We start from the raw sequence: 20,847 nt of genomic DNA, 5'->3' as shown, positions 1-20,847 counted from the left end.
AAATACTCCTTATTTGGCGGCCATGCGCAAGGCGCCGTCGAGACGGATCACCTCGCCGTTGAGCATGCTGTTTTCTATGATATGCCTGGCCAGCGCGGCGTACTCGCTCGGCTTGCCCAGGCGTGGCGGAAACGGCACCCCAGCGGCCAGTGAATCACGTACTTCCGGGGTCATGCCGGCCATCATCGGCGTTTCGAAAATGCCCGGTGCGATGGTCATCACGCGGATGCCGAAGCGCGCCAGTTCACGGGCGGCCGGCAAGGTCAGGCTGGCGATTGCGCCTTTGGAGGCAGAATACGCGGCCTGGCCGATCTGGCCGTCGAAGGCTGCGACCGAAGCGGTGTTGATGATCACCCCGCGCTCGCCGTCTTCATCGGCTTCGGTCTCGGCAATCGCCGCCGCAGCCAGGCGCAGCATGTTGAAACTGCCGATCAGGTTGACGTTGATCACCTGGCTGAAACTGGCCAACGCATGAGGACCGTTCTTGCCGAGGATCTTCTCGCCACGGACGATGCCGGCGCAATTGACCAGCCCATTGAGGCCGCCAAACGCTTTAACCGTCGCCTGCACCGCCGCTTCGGCCGCCGCTTCATTGCTGATGTCGGCCACCACGCTTTGCGCGCCGAGTCGTGCAGCCTGCGCCGCGACGGCTTCGGCGTTCATGTCCACCAGCATCACCTTGGCGCCGGCGGCCACCAGCATTTCAGCGGTGGCGGCACCGAGGCCGGAAGCACCGCCGGTGACGAGAAAAACCTTGTTTTCGATCTGCATCATTGTTTCCTTGGATTCAAGCTGAAACGTTCTTCGCGGCGGCCTCTTGAGCCTTGGCGATTTCCTGGTTGCGCAAGATAAAGCGCTGCAATTTGCCGCTTGGGGTTTTCGGCAACTCGCTGACAAATTCGATTTCACGGGGGTACGCGTGCGCTGCCAGACGCTTGCGCACGTGTTGCCGAAGTTCTTCGGCCAAGGCAGGTTCGGCACGGTATTGCGGGTTGAGCACGACGAAGGCCTTGACCAGTTCGGTGCGCTCCGGGTCCGGCTTGCCGATCACCGCCGCCTCGACCACCGCCGGGTGTTCGATCAACGCGCTTTCCACGTCGAACGGGCCGACGCGGTAGCCCGAGGTGGTGATTACGTCGTCGCTGCGGCCGACGAAGCTGATGCTGCCGTCCGGGTTCCACTCGACGGTGTCGCCGCTCAGGTAATAGTTGCCGACGAACGCTTTGGTCGGTACGCCTTCGTAACCGCCAAACCAGCACATCGGCGACTGGGTGCGGTCGATGGCCAGGATTCCTGGCTGGCCGACGCCGAGTTCTTTGTATTGCTCATCCAGCACCACGATGCGGTGACCTGGCGAGGCAAAACCGGCGGCGCCCATGTGGATCGGATGTTCCAGGCCATGGTGATTGCACAGCACCATGCCCAGTTCGGTCTGGCCGTAATGGTCGTGAATCACCACGCCAAGGTTATCGGCGAACCAGCGAATCACTTCCGGGTTCAGCGGCTCGCCAGCGCTGCTGACGATGCGCAGCTTGCCCATGATCGAACGGGCGAATTCATCGCCACCGGCAATCAGCAAGCGGTAGGCGGTCGGTGAGCCAGTGAGGTTGGTAATCCCGTATTTGTTGATCACCCGGCAGGTGCTTTCGAGGGTGAACGGGCCATCGTAAAAGGTGATCGGATGCCCCATCGCCATGGGACCTGTGACGCCAAAATAGATGCCGTAGGCCCAGCCCGGATCGGCGACGTTCCAGAAGGCGTCTTCGGGGCGCAAATCCACCGCGTCACGGGTGTAACTCTGGAACGCGACGATGGCCTTGAGTGGCACCGACAGCGCTTTCGACGGGCCGGTGGTGCCCGAGGTGAACATCAGCAGGAACGGGTCTTCGCCGGTCAGCAATACCGGTTCGCAGACGCTGGAGTAGTTGGCCAGTTCGGCCCAAAAACTGAAATCACCCCGAACAATACCTCGGCCTTTCGGGCCGCCGACGGTGACTATGGTCGGGCAGTCGGCCACTTCAGCCAGTTTCGGGCGATTGGCCGCGTCGGTGACCACCACTTTGGCGCCGGAGTTACCGAGACGGTGCTCGATGGCTTTGGGGCCGAAAGCGGTAAACAGCGGCTGATAAACCGCGCCGATACGCCAGGTGGCGAACACGGTGATCAATAATTCGATGTTGCGTGGCAACAGGCCCGCGACCTTGTCGCCCTTCTTCACGCCCTGGGCCAGCAGGAAGTTGGCGAAACGCGCGGCTTTGTCTTGCAAGTCGCTGAAGGTGTAGGTCGCGCTGCTGCCATCGCGACCTTCCCAGAACAGCGCGATGCGCCCCGGCAAAGCATGCCGGTCGCAACACTCGACGCAGGCGTTGAGCGCGGTCAACGACCCTGTGAGCGCGGCATCGACGGTGTGCTGATAATTGAACTGTGACGTGGCAGACAAGTAATCGCGCATTGCCAGAATCCCTCTGTATTTTTATTAGGTTGGGGGAACCGTAATCAACAGGGAAATACTCGCTCTGCGCGGGGAGCGGGACAATGGTCAAAGCTATCAAGTTGCGTGACTGGTTTGGCCAAGGGCCGAAGGATGCGGTGCCCCGGACGACCGCCGTCGCGGGCACCACTGAATCCGGATCAACTGGCTTCGTTCAGAATCAAACTCCGATAATGCCCAGGATTGGACCCCGACCATTTGCGAAATGCCTTGTAGAACGAACTTGCATCGGCAAACCCCAAACGGGTGGCGATTTCGGCGAAGCTGATGGCCGGCTCGGCTAGCCAGACGATGGCCAGTTCCTTGCGCACGCTGTCCTTGAGCCCCTGATACGTCTGGCCCTCTTCGGCCAGGCGACGGCGCAACGTTGAAGCCGACATGCACAGTTGCTGCGCCAATGCCTCGGTTTCCGGCCAGCGCTCGGCGGGCAGTTGCCGCAAATCGTGCTTGATCCGGCTGGCCAGGCTCTCGGGGTCGCGGTACTTAACCAGAATGTTCGCCGGCGCATGGGCCAGAAAGCGCTTGAGCTCTTCGGCGCTGCGCTTGATCGGCAAATCCAGGCAATCGGCGGAGAAAATCATCCGTGTGCGCGGCCGGTCGAATCGCAGGTTCTCGGAAAACATCACCCTATAGTCATCGCAAAAATCCGGCGCCGGGCAGCGCAGTTCGATGGCCAGGATCGGAATCCGCCGGCCTGCCAGCCAGCAGGCAACGCCGTGCACGATCATCCAGTAAGTGAAATAGGTGAAGGCGCGACGCGGTTGTTCGTCGTCTTCGAGCAGGACGATTTCCGCCAGGCTTTGCTGGCGAACCAGCTGCGCGGGCAGGCGTTCGAGCATCAACGACAGAAAGCTCAGGCCCGAGGTCAGCCCGGCGGCCAGGCTCGGCTGAACCATGGAGCAGCGACAGAGAAACGCCAGGCTGCCGGACTTGAGCTTGCGCGGGTCCATGCCAAAAAACTCGTCATCCCCGCGCCGGGCCAGCAAACGCCACAGGCGCGCATAGGCGGTGGCCGGAACACGGGCGTCGGCGTTGTCCAGCAGCGCCGGGGCGATACCGACCTTGTTCAACACCTCTTCGGTGGCAGCGCCCGGGGCGCAACTTTGCAACAGCGCTTCACGCACCAGTTGAATGGAGATGGTGTCCTTTTCCGACATAAACGTCACTCAGGTGTACTGATTATTCTGTTGGCCATCTTAGGCAGCACGGAGTAAAAAGCCAGTCCTGCGCAAAAGCCTGCTCAACTACCTGCCCCTTGTGGCCGATAGGCTGTTGCCGGAAATTCCCGAATTGACATGGAGTTGTAAACGTTATGATCGTCGGCATTGATTTGGGCACCACTAATAGTCTGGTTGCCGTTTGGCGCAATGGCGCGCCCGAACTGGTTCCCAACGCCCTGGAAAGTCTGCTGACCCCAAGCGTGGTGGGCCTTGACGACGAGAACCGAGTGCTGGTTGGTCAGGCTGCCAAGGAGCGTTTGCAGACTCATCCACACCTGACGGCGGCATTGTTCAAGCGACACATGGGCAGTGCTCATGAACTTCGTCTCGGCACCCGATCGTTCCGCCCGGAAGAACTGTCGGCACTGGTGTTGCGCAGCCTGAAGGAAGACGTCGAACGCTGCTACGGAGAAACGGTCACTGAAGCGGTGATCAGCGTACCCGCCTATTTCAATGACGCTCAACGCAAAGCCACGAAAATCGCCGGCGAGTTGGCCGGCCTCAAGGTCGAACGGCTGATCAACGAACCGACTGCCGCGGCCCTCGCTTACGGATTGCATCAACGCGACAGCGCCAGTTCGTTTCTGGTGTTCGACCTCGGTGGCGGCACCTTCGATGTGTCGATCCTCGAACTGTTCGACGGTGTCATGGAAGTGCGCGCCAGCGCCGGCGACAACTTTCTGGGCGGTGAAGACTTTGACACCGTGCTGGTTCAGGCCTTTGTCGCCGCACACGCCAACCGTAGCGACATGCCCTCGCTGACGGAGCCGAATGTCGCCCATCGCCTGCGTCGCGAAGCCGAGCGCGTGCGTCATGCCCTTGGCCAGGCTGACAGCGCGACCTTCGTCCTGCGCCATGGCGCCGGTCAATGGGAGCAGACGTTCACCCAGACGCAGTTGGCCGAACTCTGCGCGCCACTGCTCGTACGTCTGCGCACACCGATCGAAACCGCACTGCGCGACGCACGCATTCGACCATCGGAGCTCGACGAAGTCCTGCTGGTGGGCGGCACGACCCGCATGCCGATGATCCGGCGGATGGTCGCCGGTTTGTTCGGCCGGTTTCCTTCGATTGCACTTAACCCGGACGAATCGATTGCGCTGGGTGCGGCGGTGCAAGCAGCCCTCAAGGCCCGGGATGCTGCACTCGAAGAGGTGGTGTTGACCGACGTTTGCCCGTACACCCTTGGCATCGAAACCGCAATCAGCGTCGGCGAAGGTGCGGAATCCGGTCATTACCTGCCCATCATCGAGCGTAACTGTGTGGTCCCCGTGAGCCGGGTCAAAACGGTCTGCACCCTTCGGGACAGTCAACGCATCGTGCTGCTGAAGATCTTTCAGGGCGAAAGTCGTTGGGTAAAAGAAAACATCCACCTGGGTGAAATGGAAATTGAAGTGCCAGTGGCGCGGGCTGGCGAGATCAGCATCGACGTACGTTTCACTTACGATAACAACGGCCTGCTTGAAGCCGAGGCGCTGATACAGCGCACCGGTGAGCGCCGGACGCTGGTGATCGAAAATAATCCCGGCGTACTCGACCCCAAAGAGATCCAGCAACGCCTGGCCGCGCTGGCCAACCTCAAGGTTCATCCGCGCGAACAACAGGTCAACAGTCTGCTCACTGCACGCCTCGAGCGGCTGTATCAGGAAAGCCTCGGCGATTTGCGCCAACGGCTCGATCACATGGCCAACCGCTTCCAGCAAATACTCGACACTCAGGACGAACGAACGATACGCGATCTGCGCCTGCAACTGACGCAACAGCTCGATGAACTGGAACAAGGCCTGTGGCGATGAATTGCTGGGCCATTCTGGGGCTGGAAGCCGATGCCGATTCACGCAGCATCAAACGCCAATACGCAACACTGCTCAAAGTACACCGCCCGGATGAAGACCCGAGCGGTTTCCAGCGTCTGCGCGAAGCTTACGAGCAGGCGATGGAATGGAGTCGCCGCGAACCGGCGATGCCGTCGTTCAGTCAGCGCGAACCCACGGTTGAACTTCAGCCACCTGCACCGTCGTTTGACGCAGGGCTCAGTTTCGAGCTGGAACATATAGAGTTTGAGCAGCACGCCGGAGCACAACGGGCGGAGCAGTTACTGGAAGACGTTACGGTAGACCGACTCGATGAACGTCTGGCACATGCACGGGTGTCTCACTGCAGCCGAGAGTTCGAAGATCAGTTGCTGATGATGTGCCTGTCACCGCGCGACGACAGAATGTTGCTGGCAGCCTGGGGACTGGAGCAGTTCAACTGGCTCAGTGCCTGGCAACGCCTGGATCTATCACCGCAAGCGCTTGAGTTGCTGCTTCGCGCTTACTGTACGCATGTGGAAAAGTGCTTGCGCGAGTTGCTTGACGCTGGCCAGGCCGATGCATTCATCGAGCGCTTTCTAGCGCTCAAACAAGCCGACTGGTTGCAGCCGTTCGAACGCCACGACTGGTTCAATGAAACCGTGGCCCGTTTACTGGTGGATTCGAGCTTTTGGTCGATCCACGTGTTCGAAACGCTGTGTACACATCAGCACTGGCACGCCGCCGCGAACGAAGCCGAAACCGAAGGGCGTTGCCCGCCACCTTATTGGACGGCACTGTTGCAGCGCCGAGATAGCCAGGTTTTTATTGAAACCCTGGAACGCCTGGCCGACCTGAATGATCGTGAGCCCCAGAGCCGAGCAGCACGTTTGTTACTGACGCCGATGACCGACGCCGAGCGAAGCGCCTTCGCCCGGCGTTTTTTTGAAGCCGACTGGAATGCCTGCCGCTTGCTCAGTGAGAAGCTTCAACGCCTGGCCCCGGCGCGATGCCGCGAAATGCCAAACGGCGATCCGTATTTCTGGAAGCCCCTTGTGCAGCCCCTCCAGGGTTGGCCCATGTTTGCCGGGTTGTTTGGCGCATCGCTCACCTGGGCAGCCGGCCAATACCTCAGTGATCGATCCGGTATCGGTGCAAGCTTTGCCGCGATGTTGTTCTGGCTGTGCGTGCTGGCTACGCCCGGCGCGGCATTGCTGTGGATCTGGCGCCCGATGGCGGACCGGCTCTGGTCATTGGACGTGCGTTTGAGTCGCGCTGTTTCGCCTCGATTCAGTTTCAGACGCCCTGCACCGCTGGTGCTGCGCGAGTTGCTGCCCTGCTGGCTGATGGGGGCTTGGACATGGGCCTGTTGTGGCGCACCGGCATTTGTCAGCTACATCGTGGTGCTGCTGGCGCTAGGTGCATTGAGTCGAGTCGTCTGGCCAGAAACGCTGCACATCAAGCCCCCCAAGCTTCGGCGGCCCGCCTTGGGACCCGCACCGGCGATTGCTCTGATGATTGGGGTCATTGGCCTGACGCTCCTGTTTTACATCGTTGCCAGCAACCAGTTGATGGGGCCGGATCAAGGATTGCAACCTTTCTCCAAACGCAGTTGCAGTGGCCCCCTCGACAGTCGTCAGGAATGCCGGATCGCCCCCACCCGGGAGCAATGGTATGGGCAATCAGGCGCGCAGGAGGGGCAACGATGAACAAACGCGTTAAGGCAATCGCAATTACCGCCGTGCTGACAGTCACCTTTCTGGGTATGTTGAGAGAGCATCAAAGCACCCTTCTGACCCCGATTCAGCGCTGGATCCAGCAACCCGACCTCGCCGAGCGAGAAAAGTCCATCGCCCTTCGCCCGTTGATTACCTGCCTCAATTCAGTCGACAGTCGCTGGCGCCATGCATACACCAACTACCTGAAGCGGGACCTCCCAGTCGATCCAACCTTGAAAAAGCGCTTTCCCGAGGACTTCGACCAGATGGCCAGCGTTCGCGAGCAACTCAACTACCCGAGCGTCCACGATGCTTATGGTTGTCGGTTGAACACGCTGCAAAAGGACAATCTTCAAAAATCGGCACCTGAGTTGCTACCCTTGCAAAATCGCTTTGAAACGACTCTGACGGCCGCCAACGAAGCAGCCAGGAGCTTCGACTTTTTCAACTCCAGGCCCCTCTATTCAGTCAGCCCGGCGGATAAGGCCGAGCGCGACAATCTGTTTATCCCTCTCGTCAATGACTACCTCAACGCTTCTGACCAACTGCGCCGCGAGCTTGATGCCGAGGACCTGGGGTTGCGCAAGGTTCAGCTTGAGCAGCTCAAGACCCGGGATCAACTCAAGTACGCGCACATCCTCACCTACATGCTGGAAGCGCGAACCCTCATGCTCAAGCTCGACAACCGTGTTCGCGAGCGTACCTTTACCGCCAGTGATCTAAGCGACGCAACACTCATCCTGCAACAGGCCTGGGACGACGGCAGCCGTTACATGCAAGCCAACCCCGCCACCAGCAACGCCGATTACCCGGAAAACATCTGGAACTATGTGCGTTCGCCCGGCAAGCACTATCTGGATGCCGTTAACAAGCTGCACGACGACTGGGCGGCCAAGGCCTTGCCGCAACAGTTGAGTGATGACTTCGAACGAATCGGCCGCCGCTATGATCAGTTGATCGAGGTCTACAACGATCGGGTGAATCCGCTGTTTTGACGGACTTTGCCAATGCGTTCAGCTTTCGTTCAGCTAAATGCCAATGAATGCCATATGAGAATGAGTTTCATCATGTTACAACTTGGCACCCTCTCAAATGACGTCCCGGTGCTGAATGCTCGTTCCTTTTCTGATCATGTTGCGCGAAGGCATTGAAGCCGCGTTGATCGTTGGCATTATCGCCAGTTACCTCAAGCAGACCGGTCGCGGTCAATGGATGCCGGCAGTGTGGATTGGCGTATTCCTCGCCGCCGCGTTGGCCCTGCTGGTCGGCGGTGGCCTGCAACTGGTCAGCGCCGAGTTCCCGCAAAAGCAGCAAGAGCTGTTTGAAGGCGTGGTCGGTTTGCTGGCCGTCGGCATCCTCAGTTCCATGGTGTTCTGGATGCGCAAAGTGGCGCGTTCGATCAAGCATTCACTGCACGTTTCCCTCGATCAGGCACTGACCGGCTCCAGGCATCAAGTGACCGCGCTGATCGCCATGGTGTTCTTCGCAGTCGCCCGGGAAGGCCTGGAGACAGTGTTCTTCCTGCTTGCGGTGTTCCAGCAAAGCGAAGGCCCGGCGGCACCGATCGGCGCCCTGCTCGGCCTGATCCTGGCGATCATCGTCGGCTTCCTGATTTACACCGGCAGCCTGCGCCTCAATCTCTCGGCATTCTTGCGCTGGACCGGTTTGTTCATCCTGGTGGTCGCCGCCGGGATTCTCGCCAATTCGGTGCAAGCCCTGCATGAAGCCGGCGTGTGGAATCACCTGCAAACCGTGCTCTTCGACTTCAGCGCCACGCTGCCGATGGATGGCCCATTGGGTTCGGTGCTGGCAGGGATGTTCGGTTACCAGGACGCACCGACCGTCACCACCCTCGGGGCGTATCTGATTTATCTGTCGGTGGCGCTGGTGATGTTTTTTCTCCCGGCGGCCGCGCCCGCGCAAACACCCTCTTCCGCTTCCAGCCAGTAAGGGCTTCCATGTCAACGCCTGTTCCTCCAGTGGCTTCTCCTCCACGCGCCTTGCGCTGGGCGGTAGCCGGTTCGGTGATCGTAATGATCGCCGCCGGCGGCCTGTTCTACTACGCCTCGAAAATGGCCGCGGCCAAGCGCCAGACGAATCACGATGAGGTGCTGGTGACCATTCACCCACACAGCTGCGAACCGAACGCGCTGACGGTTCCGGCCGGACGCGCCAGTTTCCGTATCGTCAACGGCTCGGACCGTGCCGTCGAATGGGAAATCCTTGACGGCGTGCTGGTGGTCGAAGAGCGCGAGAACATCGCCCCCGGCCTGAGCCAGGTGATCAACGCCAACCTGTTGCCCGGCGACTACGCGATCACCTGCGGCTTGTTGAACAACCCGCGCGGCACCTTGCACGTCACCCCGACCGCCGCTTCCGATGCCGCAGCCAAGGCGCGTCCGTCGATGGTGGCGTTCATTGGTCCGCTGTCGGAATTCCGCGTGTACCTGAGCAGCCAGAGCACTGCGCTGATCAAAGCCGTCGCCGCCCTTGAGCAAGCGATCGAGGCCGGCGACCTGAGCCAGGCGCAAGCCTTGTATGTGCCGGCACGCGCGGCCTATCAACGATTGGCTCCAGCGGCCCAGCGCCTGGCGGAACTGGACAACGCGATCAACGCCCGCGCCGATTACTTCGACCAGCGCGAACAGGATCCGGGATTTGTCGGCTTCCACCGCCTCGAATACGCACTGTTCGAGCAACGCAACCTCGACGGCCTGACGCCTGCTGCCCAGCGCCTGAGCATTGATGTCACCAACCTCAAACAGCAACTGCTGGCCCAGTCGCTGCCGCCGGAACAACTGGTGAGCATGCTGGTGCGCAACCTCAACAGCCTCGCCGAGGTACGCGCCAGCAGCGGCGAAGAAGAACGCTACAGCCACACCGACCTGAACGGTTTCGCCGCCAACCTCGACGCGACCCGCAAAGTCGTCGAGCTGTTGCGGCCATTGCTGAGCAAGTCTGCGGCTGAATTACTGCCGAACATCGACAGCGCGGTCACGGCCTTCGACGCCGAACTCAACGGTTTCAAGGTCAAGGATGGCTACGCCAGCTACGACACTGTCAGCGCCGAACAGCGCAAGCATATCGCCGACAAGGCCAAGGTTCTGGCCGATGTACTCGATGGAATCGATCCCGCCCTTGGCCTTTCCGGCCTGTAAGCAGAAGACCTCAGACAGATGAATGACTCAGAACAGTTTTCAGCACAACGCCGTCGCGTATTGATGGGCATGGGCGCCGCCGGTGTAGCGCTGGCCGGTTCGGCCCTGAGTTGCCCGGCCATGGCCGCCAGCCCCGCGCAAGTCACCGAAGCGCCGAGCAGCGACAAAACCGAAGACCGCCACGCCTTCCACGGCAAGCATCAGACTGGCATCGTCACCCCGCGCCCGGCGTCAGGCATGCTGGTGTCGTTCGACGTGCTGGCCAGCGACCGCGCCGACCTTGAGCGGCTGTTTCGCACGCTCAACGAGCGCATCGCCTTCCTGATGCAAGGCGGCCCGGTGACCCAGGTCGACCCCAAACTGCCGCCGCTGGATTCGGGAATTCTTGGCCCGGTGGTCACACCCGACAACCTGACCATCACCGTGTCGGTGGGCGAGTCGCTGTTCGACGAGCGCTTCGGCCTGGCCGGCGCCAAGCCCAAGCGGCTGATCCGCATGGTTGGCTTCCCCAACGACGCACTGGAAGCCGACTGCTGCCACGGCGACCTGAGCCTGCAGTTCTGCTCCAACACCGCCGACACCAATATCCACGCCTTGCGCGACATCGTGAAAAACCTGCCGGACCTGTTGCTGGTGCGCTGGAAACAGGAAGGCAGCGTGCCTCCGCAAGCCCCGGCGAAACCCGGGGTGCCGGCGCAAAGCGCACGCAATTTCCTGGGTTTTCGCGACGGCTCGGCGAACCCCGACTCCAACGACGCCAAGGCCATGGACAGTATCGTCTGGGTCCAGCCCGGCAGCGACGAACCGGCCTGGGCGGTCAACGGCAGCTATCAAGCCGTGCGGATCATCCGCAACTTCGTCGAACGCTGGGACCGCACGCCGCTGCAAGAACAGCAAAGCATTATCGGCCGGGTCAAGAGCACCGGCGCCCCAATGGATGGAGAGCATGAAACCCAAGTCCCGGACTATGCCAAAGACCCGGAAGGCAAGCTGACCAAACTCGACGCCCACATCCGCCTGGCCAACCCGCGCACCGCCGCGACCCAGGCCAACCTGATCCTGCGTCGGCCGTTCAACTACTCCAACGGCGTGAACAAGAACGGTCAGCTGGACATGGGGTTGTTGTTCATCTGCTACCAGGCGGATTTGCAAAAAGGCTTCATCACCGTGCAGACCCGACTCAACGGCGAGCCGTTGGAGGAATACCTGAAACCGGTTGGCGGCGGGTACTTCTTCACCCTGCCCGGCGTGACCGGCGACAACGACTTCATCGGTCAATCGCTTCTGAATGCCACTAAACCCAAAGCCACTGCATAAGCCCCTACGGAACCGTCCCATGAAAAAGTCGCCCCTCGCGTTACTGCTCACCCTCGGTTTGCTCAACACCCCGTTTTCGGCTTTCGCGGCGACGGCGCCGCTGGAGTTGGTGGGGCCGATCTCGGACTACAAGATCTACGTCACCGAACAACTGGATGAACTGGCCAGCCACACTCAGCAATTTACCGATGCAGTGAAAAAAGGCGACCTGGCCACCGCCAAAAAGCTCTACGCACCGACCCGCGTCTATTACGAGTCGATCGAACCGATTGCAGAGCTGTTCAGTGACCTCGATGCGTCCATCGACTCGCGGGTCGACGACCACGAAAAAGGCGTGAAGGCCGAAGACTTCACCGGTTTCCATCGCATCGAATACTCGTTGTTTTCGCAGAACAGCACCCAAGGCCTGGACGAGTTGGCCGACGGTTTGAACAAAGACGTGAAAGACCTGCAAACCCGCGTCGCCGGCCTGACCTTCCCACCGGAAAAAGTTGTCGGCGGTGCCGCCGCGTTGCTTGAAGAAGTGGCGGCCACCAAAATCTCCGGCGAGGAAGATCGCTACAGCCACACCGACCTCTATGACTTCCAGGGCAACATTGATGGCGCGAAGAAAATCGTTGACCTGTTCCGTCCCCAGATCGAGAAGCAAGACGCGGTATTCATGGCCAAAGTCGACAAGAACTTCGCCACGGTGAACAAGACATTGGCCAAGTACAAAACCACGGGTGGTGGTTTTGATACGTATGACAAGGTGAAGGACAGCGACCGCAAAGCGCTGGTCGGGCCGGTGAATACATTGGCTGAGGATTTGTCGATGTTGCGGGGAAAATTGGGGTTGAACTGAGGTTTTCGGCGCCGGGACAGGCCTCATCGCGGGCAAGCCCGCTCCCACAAGGTTCGTCGGTGTACACAAGATCTGTGAACACCGGCGAGCACTGTGGGAGCGGGCTTGCCCGCGATACCAATCTCACTGGCAACACACCTCACCCGCCGTGTTAATCCTTACAAAATCCGATACAACAACCGCTCAATCCGCACCCGGCTCACACGCTTGAGAAACTTGGCCACCGCCGCCGGGTAATCCGGCAGCGTTTCCAGGTTCAGGTAACGCTCAATGCGGCGGGTGTGCTGGAAAATCTCCGCCAGTTCCTTGCCACGCGGTTCCTGCAGTTCACCCTTGGGATCATCAATCAGCAGCGCGTTTTCCAGGTCGAGACGGAACGCCCGTGGATTGAGGTTGTTGCCGGTCAGCAAGGTGTAGCGCTGATCGATCCACATGCCCTTGAGGTGATAGGTGTTGTCGCCATCCTTCCACAGATGCAGGTTCAGCTTGCCGTTGTCGATGCTGCGCTGATGACGCTTGGCGAAACGCCGCAGGCTGATTTCGTAGAGGTACGGCAGCGCCGCGATCACCTTGAACGGCTCGCTGGGCGGGATGTAGAAATCGTTGGCGGTCTTGTCGCCGACGATGATGTCGATCTTCACGCCGCGAGCCAGGGCCCGGTTGATTTCCCGGGTCACCGCCAGCGGCAGGTTGAAGTACGGCGTGCAAATGGTCAGCTGCTGCTGCGCACTGGCGATCAGCTCGCAGACCACCCGACTCAACGGATTGTTCTTGCCCACTCCGAGCAAGGGGCTGACCGATAAACCACCCTTTTGCGTGCTGCCTGCCGTGGTGTCATACGCCGCGTGCTTGAGACGGCTGCGCAGGTCGCCGATGTCGTGGCGCAGGCTGCGGGTGGTCGGCAAGTTCGGCAGGTCGAGGCGATGCACCGCTTTGGAGGTCATCAAGCCGTGCTGAATCAAGTGGTGCATCGAATCAGCCAGCGCCGGGTTCTGCAACAGGTGATAACGGTCGAAGCGGTACTTGTCGAATTTGTGCAGGTAAACGTTGTTCAGGCTCGCGCCGCTGTAAATCACGCAATCGTCGATCACGAAGCCCTTCAAATGCAGCACGCCGAACAACTCGCGGGTCTGCACCGGCACGCCGTACACCGGCACGACACTTTCGTGGGTACGGGTGGTTTCCTGATACCAGGCTGAGTTGCCCGGTTGCTTGCCGGCACCGATCAAGCCGCGCTGGGCGCGCAGCCAATCCACGACCACCACCACGTCCAGTTCCGGACGCGCCAGTTTGGCCGCGTGCAAGGCATCGAGGATTTCCTGGCCGGCCTCATCCTGTTGCAGGTACAGCGCAACGATGTAGATGCGCCGGGTCGCCTGAGCGATTTTTTCCAGCAGGCAACGACGGAACTCGGCAGCGCCAGAGAGGATGGTGACGGCATCGGCGGTCAGCGGAAAACTGCGCAATTTAGGCAGCAGAGAGCGTTTGAAAAGCAACGGCATAAGGCTCGCAAAGGGTCGAATCCGAAGAACCCGAGAGCTTACACCATGGATGGGTTTGGGTCTTGTTACTGTCTGTAAAGACCCCGCACCGATTGTTCCCATGCGCAGCAAAGGAATGCATCTCGTGACGCTCTGCGTCACATTAACGCTGGACGCGGAGCGTCCATGGCGGCGTTCCCACGCAGAGCGTGGGAACGATCACTGAAAAAACGTTGCTTAAGGAGAACGATCATTCTACTGTTAGCCACATGAACGAAATCACAAGCAACGACACACGCGACATCATTCTGGATGTCACCGAAAAGTTGATCTACAAAAGTGGCATCGCTGCCACCGGCATGGACCTTCTGGTGAAAACCGCCGGCGTCTCCAGAAAAAGTATTTACCGCTACTTCGCCAACAAGGAGGAGCTTGTCGTCGCGGCCCTGCAACGCCGCGATGTGCGCTGGATGCACTGGTATCGGAGCGAAGTCGGCAACGCACAAACCCCGGCCGAGCGGCTGCTCAACCTGTTTACCGTGCTCAAGGCCTGGTTCGCCTCCGAAGGCTTCCGTGGCTGCGCATTCATCAACACCAGCGGCGAAACCGGTGACCCGCAAGACCCGGTTCGCCTGGTCGCCAAAGAACACAAACAGAAACTGCTCGACTATGTGCGCGAGCTCTGTACCGAATATGGCGCAACAGACCCGGAGGCGCTGGCCAGACAGCTGCTGATCCTGATCGACGGTGCCATTACCGTAGCGCTTGTGATGGGTGATCACAGTGCCGCCGATAATGCGCAATGCATGGCGCGAAAGTTATTGGACCTGTAACACTTTAAATAAGCCCGACAACGTGCTTGAACGTTAATTTGATAGGGAGACTTAATATGTCTACTGCCGAAGTTCGTCCGCCATTGCCGCCGTTTACCCGTGAATCGGCCATCGAAAAAGTTCGCTTGGCCGAAGACGGCTGGAACTCCCGCGACCCGGAGCGGGTGTCCCTGGCCTACACCCTGGACACCCAATGGCGTAATCGCGCCGAGTTCGCCCACAACCGCGAAGAAGCCAAAGCTTTTCTGACCCGCAAATGGGCCAAGGAACTGGACTACCGGCTGATCAAGGAACTCTGGGCCCATGGTGACAACCGCATTGCCGTGCGTTACGCCTACGAATGGCACGACGACTCGGGCAACTGGTTCCGTTCCTACGGCAACGAGAACTGGGAGTTCGATGAGAACGGGCTGATGTTCAACCGCTACGCCTGCATCAACGATCTGCCAATCAAGGAAAGCGAGCGCAAGTTCCATTGGCCGCTGGGCCGCCGACCGGATGATCACCCGGGCTTGTCCGACCTGGGTCTGTAACTCCACCGAGATCCATGCGGGAGTGGGCTTGCCCGCGATGACGATGTCACAGACAACTTACTTATTGAATGTGAAACCGTTATCGCGGGCAAGCCCGGCTCCCACAAATTTTTTTTGTGTGTTCAGGCGACCGCGGCTTGTGGCGTTACGGCCACTTTGGCCTCCAGCTCCCGCACCAGCGGCAACACCCGTTTGCCGAAATATTCCACTTCTTCTTGAAAGTGCAGAAACCCCGCCAGCACCAGGTCCACACCCACGGCTTTCAACGCGACGATCCGTTCGGCTATCTGCTGCGGCGTGCCAATCAGGTTGGTCTTGAAGCCATCGTTGTACTGCACCAGATCTTCAAAGGTCGATTTGGCCCAGTTGCCCTCACCCTCGGGCGACGCCCTGCCCGCCTGTTTCGCCGCATCGCCAAACGCATTCACCGCTTGCGGGTCGGCCTGATCGATGATCTGCGCCAGCACCGCCCGCGCCTCTTCTTCAGTATCGCGAGCGATGACGAACGCATTCACCCCGATCTTCACCGAATGATTGTTCGCGGTCGCTTTGGCGCGGATATCGTCGACCTGAGCCTTGATGCCTTCTGGAGTGTTGCCGTTGGTGAAATACCAGTCCGAAACCCGCGCGGCCATGTCCCGGGCGGCACGGGAACTGCCGCCCTGGAAGATTTCCGGCCGGCCCAGCGGCTTGGGTTTAAGGCTGTAGTTGTCGAAACGGTAGAAGTCACCGCGAAAGGTGAAGTTGTCCTGGGTCCAGATGCCCTTGAGTGCGCGAATGAATTCTTCGGAGCGGCGATAACGCTCGTCATGTTCCAGCCAGTGTTCGCCGATGGCCTGAAATTCCCCCTTGAACCAGCCACTGACAATGTTCACCGCCACCCGGCCGTTGGTGAGTTGATCGATGGTCGCCAGTTGTTTGGCCGCCAACGCCGGTTGCCATGGCCCCGGCAGAATCGCCGCAATCACTTTCAGCTTGCTGGTCGCGGCCAGCAATGCATGGCTGAAGGCAACCGATTCATGCTGAAATTCGGCGCCATAGCCAGCGGTGAAGCGGATCTGGGTCAACGCATATTCGAACCCGGCCTCTTCGGCCAGTTGCGCCAGTTTGCGGTTGTAGTCGATGCCCCAGTGGGTGCGCTGCTCGATCTTGCTGACCACCAGCCCGCCACTGACGTTCGGCACCCAGTAGGCAAATTTGACGGCTTGCTGACTCATTGGCGTGTCCTCGTTTTTTCAGGGAAGTCCTTAGCCAGAGCAGCAACCGTGCCAGCTGATTTCTTGAGGCGAGAGAGAACTGTGGCGAAGGAGCTTGCTCCCGCTTGACCGGGCTGGCGCACCAGTGCGCAGCGCTCACCAATATTTTGGGGCCGCTGCGCAGCCCAGCGGGAGCAAGCTTCCTCGCCACAGATATGTGATGGGCTGAAGCAATTTGCTGATGCACTGTTGGTACAGCAACAATTCAGGCCACGCCGAAATCCACACCCTCCAATAAACTATGCCTGTGAGCTTCGGCATGGACCGTGCAATTGCCCCTGGCATGCAACGCTTTTAAATGCCAATTTTTTACCACGCCAAGGAGCTGTCCCATGACCGATCACCAGGTAATCAACCCGCTGTCCATCGGCACTGACTATGAAGCACTAGCCGAACGCTTTCGGCCGATCTTCCAGCGCATCGCTGCCGGAGCCGTCGAACGCGAGCAAAGCCGCAGCCTGCCGTACGAGCCGATTCAGTGGCTCAAGGACGCCGGTTTCGGCGCGGTGCGAGTGCCGGTTGAATACGGCGGTGGCGGCGCGTCCCTGCCACAGCTGTTCGAATTGCTGATTGAACTGGCCGAAGCCGACTCCAACGTGCCCCAGGCTTTGCGCGGGCATTTCGCCTTTGCCGAGGACCGCTTGAACTCGCCCCCGGGGCCGGGCCGGGATCTGTGGTTCAAACGCTTTGTCGACGGTGACATCGTCGGCAATGCCTGGACCGAGATCGGCGCCGTGGCAATCGGCGATGTGATCACCAAAGTTTCTCCCCACGGCGATCAGTGGCGGCTCAATGGCGAGAAGTTCTACAGCACCGGCAGCATTTTCGCTGACTGGATCGACGTCTATGCCCAACGCAGCGATACCGGCGGCGACGTGATCGTCGCCGTGCGCACACGCCAGCCGGGGATAGTGCAGAGCGATGACTGGGACGGTTTTGGTCAGCGCACCACCGGCAGCGGCACCTCGCGCTTTACCGATGCCGAAGTGGAGGCCGAAAACATCATCGACTTCGCCACCCGTTTCAAATACCAGACGGCGTTTTATCAGTTGGTGTTACTGGCGACCCTGACCGGCATCGGCCGCGCTGCGTTGCGCGATGTGGTGCATCAGGTGCGCGAGCGTAAACGCATCTACAGCCATGGCAATGCGCAGCGGGTCAGCGAGGATTCGCAAGTGCAGCAGGTTGTGGGTGAAGTGGCAGCGTGGGTGTACGCCGCCGAAGCCAGTGCCTTGAAAGCCGCACAACCGGCGCAACGGGCTTATCTGGCACGGTTCTCAGGGGATGAAACGCTGGAACGCGCGGCGAATGTGGCGGCGGAAATCGAATCGGCCAGAGCGCAGGTGGTGGTTTCGGAATTGATCCAGCGGGCGACTACTGAGCTGTTCAACGCCCTTGGTGCTTCGGATGTTCGCCAAAGTAAATCGCTGGATCGGCATTGGCGCAATGCCCGGACCGTTTCCTCACACAACCCGGTGATCTACAAGGCACGGATTGTCGGGGACTGGGCGATCAACGGGACTGAACCGCCGTATGTGTGGCAGATAGGTAATGGGCCTGCCACCCGGTAATGATCGTTCCCACGCTCTGCGTGGGAATGCATCCCGTGACGCTCCGCGTTACATCCAAAGCGGACGCGGAGCGCCCATGGCGGCATTCCCACGCAGAGCGTGGGAACGATCGGCTGTAACAGGATAACTTTATGGGTAACATACCGGCCTTTCGTGCAGCCCTTTCTGCACCCAGCCGAATAAGCCCCCTCCATGCCTTTCGAACTCAGCGTTGACCTCACTACCCTGGCCGTTCTGGCCCTTGTCGCGTTCATTGCCGGTTTCATCGACGCCATCGCAGGTGGTGGCGGTCTGTTGACTACCCCGGCGCTGTTGACCGCTGGCCTGCCGCCGCATCTGGTGTTGGGCACCAACAAACTCAGTTCGACCTTCGGCTCGGCCACCGCCAGCTTCACCTTCTACCGGCGCAAGCTGTTCCATCCTCGGCAATGGGTGCACGCCATCGTCGGCACGCTGGTCGGCGCACTCACCGGCGCAGTGGTCGCTCATTACTTGCCGGCAGAATGGCTGAACAAGATGCTGCCGGTGATCGTTTTCGCCTGCGGCCTGTACCTGTTGTTCGGCGGCACGCCAAAGGCGCCGCTGGACAGCGATGCACCGATCAGGAAAAAGTGGCAATCGAGCCAAGGCTTCAGCCTCGGCTTCTACGACGGCGTGGCCGGCCCGGGAACGGGCGCGTTCTGGACCGTCAGCAGCCTGCTGCTCTACCCCATCGACCTGGTCAAGGCCAGCGGCGTGGCGCGCAGCATGAACTTCGTCAGCAACATCGCGGCGCTGTCGGTATTCATCTTTTCCGGGCAAGTAGACTGGATCATCGGCCTGAGCATGGGCCTGTCGGTGATGGTCGGCGCCTTCTTCGGTGCACGCACCGCCATCAGCGGCGGTGCGAAATTCATTCGCCCGGTGTTCATCACTGTGGTGCTCGGCCTGACCGTGCGCCTAGCCTGGCAGCACTGGTTCAGCGTGGCCTAAGCGCCGCGCCACATAAACGTCGATCAGGTAACGGGCAATCGAGCGAGACGCCGGCAACGGCGGCAGCTCGTGCACATTGAACCACTGGGCGTCTTCGATCTCGTCTTCCTGACAGACAATCTCGCCCCCAGCGTACTCGGCGTGAAAACCGAGCATCATCGAATGCGGGAACGGCCAGCACTGACTGCCCATGTACTGGATGTTCCTGACCTCGATCTGCACCTCTTCGCGGACCTCGCGAATCAGGCAATCTTCGGCTGACTCACCCGGCTCGGCAAACCCGGCCAACGTACTGTAGACCCCGGTGACGAAGCGCGGCGACCGGGCCAGCAAAACCTCGTCGCCACGGGTCACCAGCACAATCATGCTCGGCGAAATACGCGGATAGTGGCGTAAATCACAGGGTTCGCAGTACATCGCCCGCTCACGCGGCACCTGGATCATCGCCTGCCCACAGTTGCCGCAGAAACGATGTTCACGGGCCCAGGTGCCGATTTGCGCGGCATAACCCAGAACCTTGTAGACGGTGTGGTCGCCGTCGAGCATGAACGCCCGCAGGCCTTTCCAATTGCAGCCGGGCACTTCGCTGTGACTGCGCAGCTCCAGCAGGTAGACCGGTTCGCCATCCAGGTGACCGATGCCGTGCTCGGCGAGAATCGACAAGTCCTGACGTTTGAGCCATTCCCGTGGAAACAGCGCGCCATTGTCATCGAACAAAAAACCTTCGGGGCTGCGCGCCACGGCCCAGCCGCCGGGTTGATCGGTGTCCAGTACTGCAGTGGTCCAGCGTGAAGTCATTTTTAATCAATCCAGAAATTCGGGTTTCTGTTTGCTCATATGGGCAGCCATGGCCACGCGCAAATCAGTGGATTGCAGCATGGCGGCGTTCCAGGTGGCGACGTATTCGAGGCCGTCGTCGATGCGATGGTCGCGCATGTAGCTGATCATCTCTTTGGTGCCGGTGATGGCAATCGGCGACTTGCTGGCGATCTCACGGGCAATCCCCATCACACCTTCAAGCAGGCTGGCGGTGTCGCTGTAGACGCGATTGACCAGGCCAATGTTACGCGCTTCTTCGGCGCCAAAGGTGCGACCAGTGTAAGCCAGTTCACGCAGCATGCCGTCACCGATGATCCGCGGCAAGCGTTGCAAGGTGCCAACATCGGCCGCCATGCCGATATCGATTTCCTTGATGGAAAATTGCGCGTCCTGGGCCGCGTAACGCATGTCGCAGGCGGAAATCAGATCGATGGCGCCGCCCAGGCAATAACCCTGAACCGCCGCCAGCACCGGTTTGCGGCAGTTGTCGACGGCGTTGAACGACGCTTGCAGCGCCAGGATCTTGCGCCGCAGCAGACGCGCATTGCGGCCGACGTCCTTGCCCAACTCATTGGCCACACCGGCGAGCATCATCAGGTCGATGCCGGAAGAAAAATGCTTGCCGGCACCACTGAGCACCACCACCCGCACTTCATCGGTATCGTCGATCCACTGGAAAATTTCGATGATCTCGCTCCAGAACGCGGCGTTCATCGAGTTGATTTTTTCCGGGCGGTTGATCTGCACATGGGCGATGTTATCGGCCAGTTCGACGCTGAAGGCGGTGTATTGAGACATGGCAGTGATCCTTTACCGGGCAGAAAATGAAGCCCGAACTATA

At 60.0% G+C, this 20,847-nt stretch carries 18 protein-coding genes; 11 read left to right on the top strand and 7 right to left on the bottom strand.

The window, feature by feature from the left end; translation table 11 throughout:
• Positions 1–9: 9 nt before the first annotated feature.
• The 3 genes from J3D54_RS22940 to J3D54_RS22930 all read right to left on the bottom strand — a co-directional run bounded on the left by J3D54_RS22940 (position 10) and on the right by J3D54_RS22930 (position 3,648).
• The gene (locus J3D54_RS22940) at positions 10–771 is read right to left on the bottom strand and encodes an SDR family NAD(P)-dependent oxidoreductase (RefSeq protein WP_253423006.1); all 762 of its coding nucleotides are present in this window, start codon (positions 769–771) and stop codon (positions 10–12) included.
• Positions 772–787: 16 nt separating this feature from the next.
• A complete protein-coding gene (locus tag J3D54_RS22935) occupies positions 788–2,452 on the bottom strand; it encodes an AMP-binding protein (protein ID WP_253423002.1) in 1,665 nt (554 codons plus the stop codon).
• A gap of 179 nt (positions 2,453–2,631) precedes the next feature.
• Positions 2,632–3,648 (bottom strand): AraC family transcriptional regulator, encoded by a 1,017-nt coding sequence (locus tag J3D54_RS22930; protein ID WP_253422999.1) that lies wholly within the window; start codon positions 3,646–3,648, stop codon positions 2,632–2,634.
• A gap of 155 nt (positions 3,649–3,803) precedes the next feature.
• On the opposite strand from J3D54_RS22930, the gene J3D54_RS22925 reads away from it, so the two are divergent.
• The 7 genes from J3D54_RS22925 (at position 3,804) to efeO (J3D54_RS22895) (ending at position 12,541) form a co-directional block, all read left to right on the top strand.
• Positions 3,804–5,507, top strand: coding sequence for a molecular chaperone HscC (locus J3D54_RS22925; protein ID WP_253422996.1), 1,704 nt, complete (start codon positions 3,804–3,806; stop codon positions 5,505–5,507).
• A complete protein-coding gene (locus tag J3D54_RS22920) occupies positions 5,504–7,213 on the top strand; it encodes a J domain-containing protein (RefSeq protein WP_253422993.1) in 1,710 nt (569 codons plus the stop codon). Before J3D54_RS22925 ends, J3D54_RS22920 begins: the two co-directional genes overlap by 4 nt.
• Positions 7,210–8,217 (top strand): DUF3829 domain-containing protein, encoded by a 1,008-nt coding sequence (locus J3D54_RS22915; RefSeq protein WP_253422990.1) that lies wholly within the window; start codon positions 7,210–7,212, stop codon positions 8,215–8,217. Before J3D54_RS22920 ends, J3D54_RS22915 begins: the two co-directional genes overlap by 4 nt.
• Before the next feature lie 115 nt (positions 8,218–8,332).
• Positions 8,333–9,172 carry an iron uptake transporter permease EfeU gene (gene efeU / locus J3D54_RS22910; protein WP_253422987.1) on the top strand — a complete coding sequence of 280 codons (840 nt, stop codon included), beginning with the start codon at positions 8,333–8,335 and terminating at the stop codon, positions 9,170–9,172.
• Between the two features lie 8 nt (positions 9,173–9,180).
• Positions 9,181–10,380: an iron uptake system protein EfeO gene (efeO, locus tag J3D54_RS22905; protein WP_253422984.1), complete on the top strand. Its 1,200-nt coding sequence runs from the start codon at positions 9,181–9,183 to the stop codon at positions 10,378–10,380.
• Positions 10,381–10,398: 18 nt separating this feature from the next.
• Complete coding sequence (gene efeB, locus J3D54_RS22900) at positions 10,399–11,697, top strand: iron uptake transporter deferrochelatase/peroxidase subunit (protein ID WP_253422981.1); 1,299 nt, start codon at positions 10,399–10,401, stop codon at positions 11,695–11,697.
• A gap of 19 nt (positions 11,698–11,716) precedes the next feature.
• Positions 11,717–12,541: an iron uptake system protein EfeO gene (gene efeO, locus J3D54_RS22895; RefSeq protein ID WP_253422978.1), complete on the top strand. Its 825-nt coding sequence runs from the start codon at positions 11,717–11,719 to the stop codon at positions 12,539–12,541.
• Between the two features lie 158 nt (positions 12,542–12,699).
• Here efeO (J3D54_RS22895) and pssA read toward each other — a convergent pair whose 3' ends face one another.
• The gene (pssA, locus tag J3D54_RS22890; RefSeq protein WP_253422975.1) at positions 12,700–14,043 is read right to left on the bottom strand and encodes a CDP-diacylglycerol--serine O-phosphatidyltransferase; all 1,344 of its coding nucleotides are present in this window, start codon (positions 14,041–14,043) and stop codon (positions 12,700–12,702) included.
• A gap of 248 nt (positions 14,044–14,291) precedes the next feature.
• Here pssA and J3D54_RS22885 point away from each other — a divergent pair, with 248 nt between their 5' ends.
• Positions 14,292–14,855, top strand: coding sequence for a TetR/AcrR family transcriptional regulator (locus tag J3D54_RS22885; RefSeq protein WP_253422972.1), 564 nt, complete (start codon positions 14,292–14,294; stop codon positions 14,853–14,855).
• A gap of 56 nt (positions 14,856–14,911) precedes the next feature.
• A complete protein-coding gene (locus tag J3D54_RS22880) occupies positions 14,912–15,388 on the top strand; it encodes a nuclear transport factor 2 family protein (protein ID WP_018929120.1) in 477 nt (158 codons plus the stop codon).
• A gap of 122 nt (positions 15,389–15,510) precedes the next feature.
• On the opposite strand, the gene sfnG is transcribed toward J3D54_RS22880, so the two are convergent.
• Complete coding sequence (sfnG, locus tag J3D54_RS22875) at positions 15,511–16,605, bottom strand: dimethylsulfone monooxygenase SfnG (protein WP_253422970.1); 1,095 nt, start codon at positions 16,603–16,605, stop codon at positions 15,511–15,513.
• A gap of 371 nt (positions 16,606–16,976) precedes the next feature.
• On the opposite strand from sfnG, the gene J3D54_RS22870 reads away from it, so the two are divergent.
• Entirely contained in the window at positions 16,977–18,215 is a 1,239-nt protein-coding gene (locus J3D54_RS22870) for an acyl-CoA dehydrogenase family protein (RefSeq protein WP_253422968.1), read from the top strand.
• A gap of 192 nt (positions 18,216–18,407) precedes the next feature.
• Positions 18,408–19,187, top strand: a complete 780-nt coding sequence (locus J3D54_RS22865) for a TSUP family transporter (RefSeq protein ID WP_253422965.1) — start codon at positions 18,408–18,410, stop codon at positions 19,185–19,187.
• On the opposite strand, the gene nudC is transcribed toward J3D54_RS22865, so the two are convergent.
• Together nudC and J3D54_RS22855 are read right to left on the bottom strand one after the other, a co-directional pair.
• Entirely contained in the window at positions 19,155–19,985 is an 831-nt protein-coding gene (gene nudC, locus J3D54_RS22860) for an NAD(+) diphosphatase (RefSeq protein WP_253422962.1), read from the bottom strand. The genes J3D54_RS22865 and nudC overlap by 33 nt on opposite strands.
• A gap of 6 nt (positions 19,986–19,991) precedes the next feature.
• Positions 19,992–20,804: a crotonase/enoyl-CoA hydratase family protein gene (locus J3D54_RS22855; protein WP_253422960.1), complete on the bottom strand. Its 813-nt coding sequence runs from the start codon at positions 20,802–20,804 to the stop codon at positions 19,992–19,994.
• Between the last annotated feature and the right edge of the window lie 43 nt (positions 20,805–20,847).

Origin of the sequence: Pseudomonas sp. GGS8 (assembly GCF_024168645.1) — a bacterium.
GTDB lineage: Bacteria > Pseudomonadota > Gammaproteobacteria > Pseudomonadales > Pseudomonadaceae > Aquipseudomonas.
This window is presented reverse-complemented; position numbering and strand designations above follow the sequence as displayed.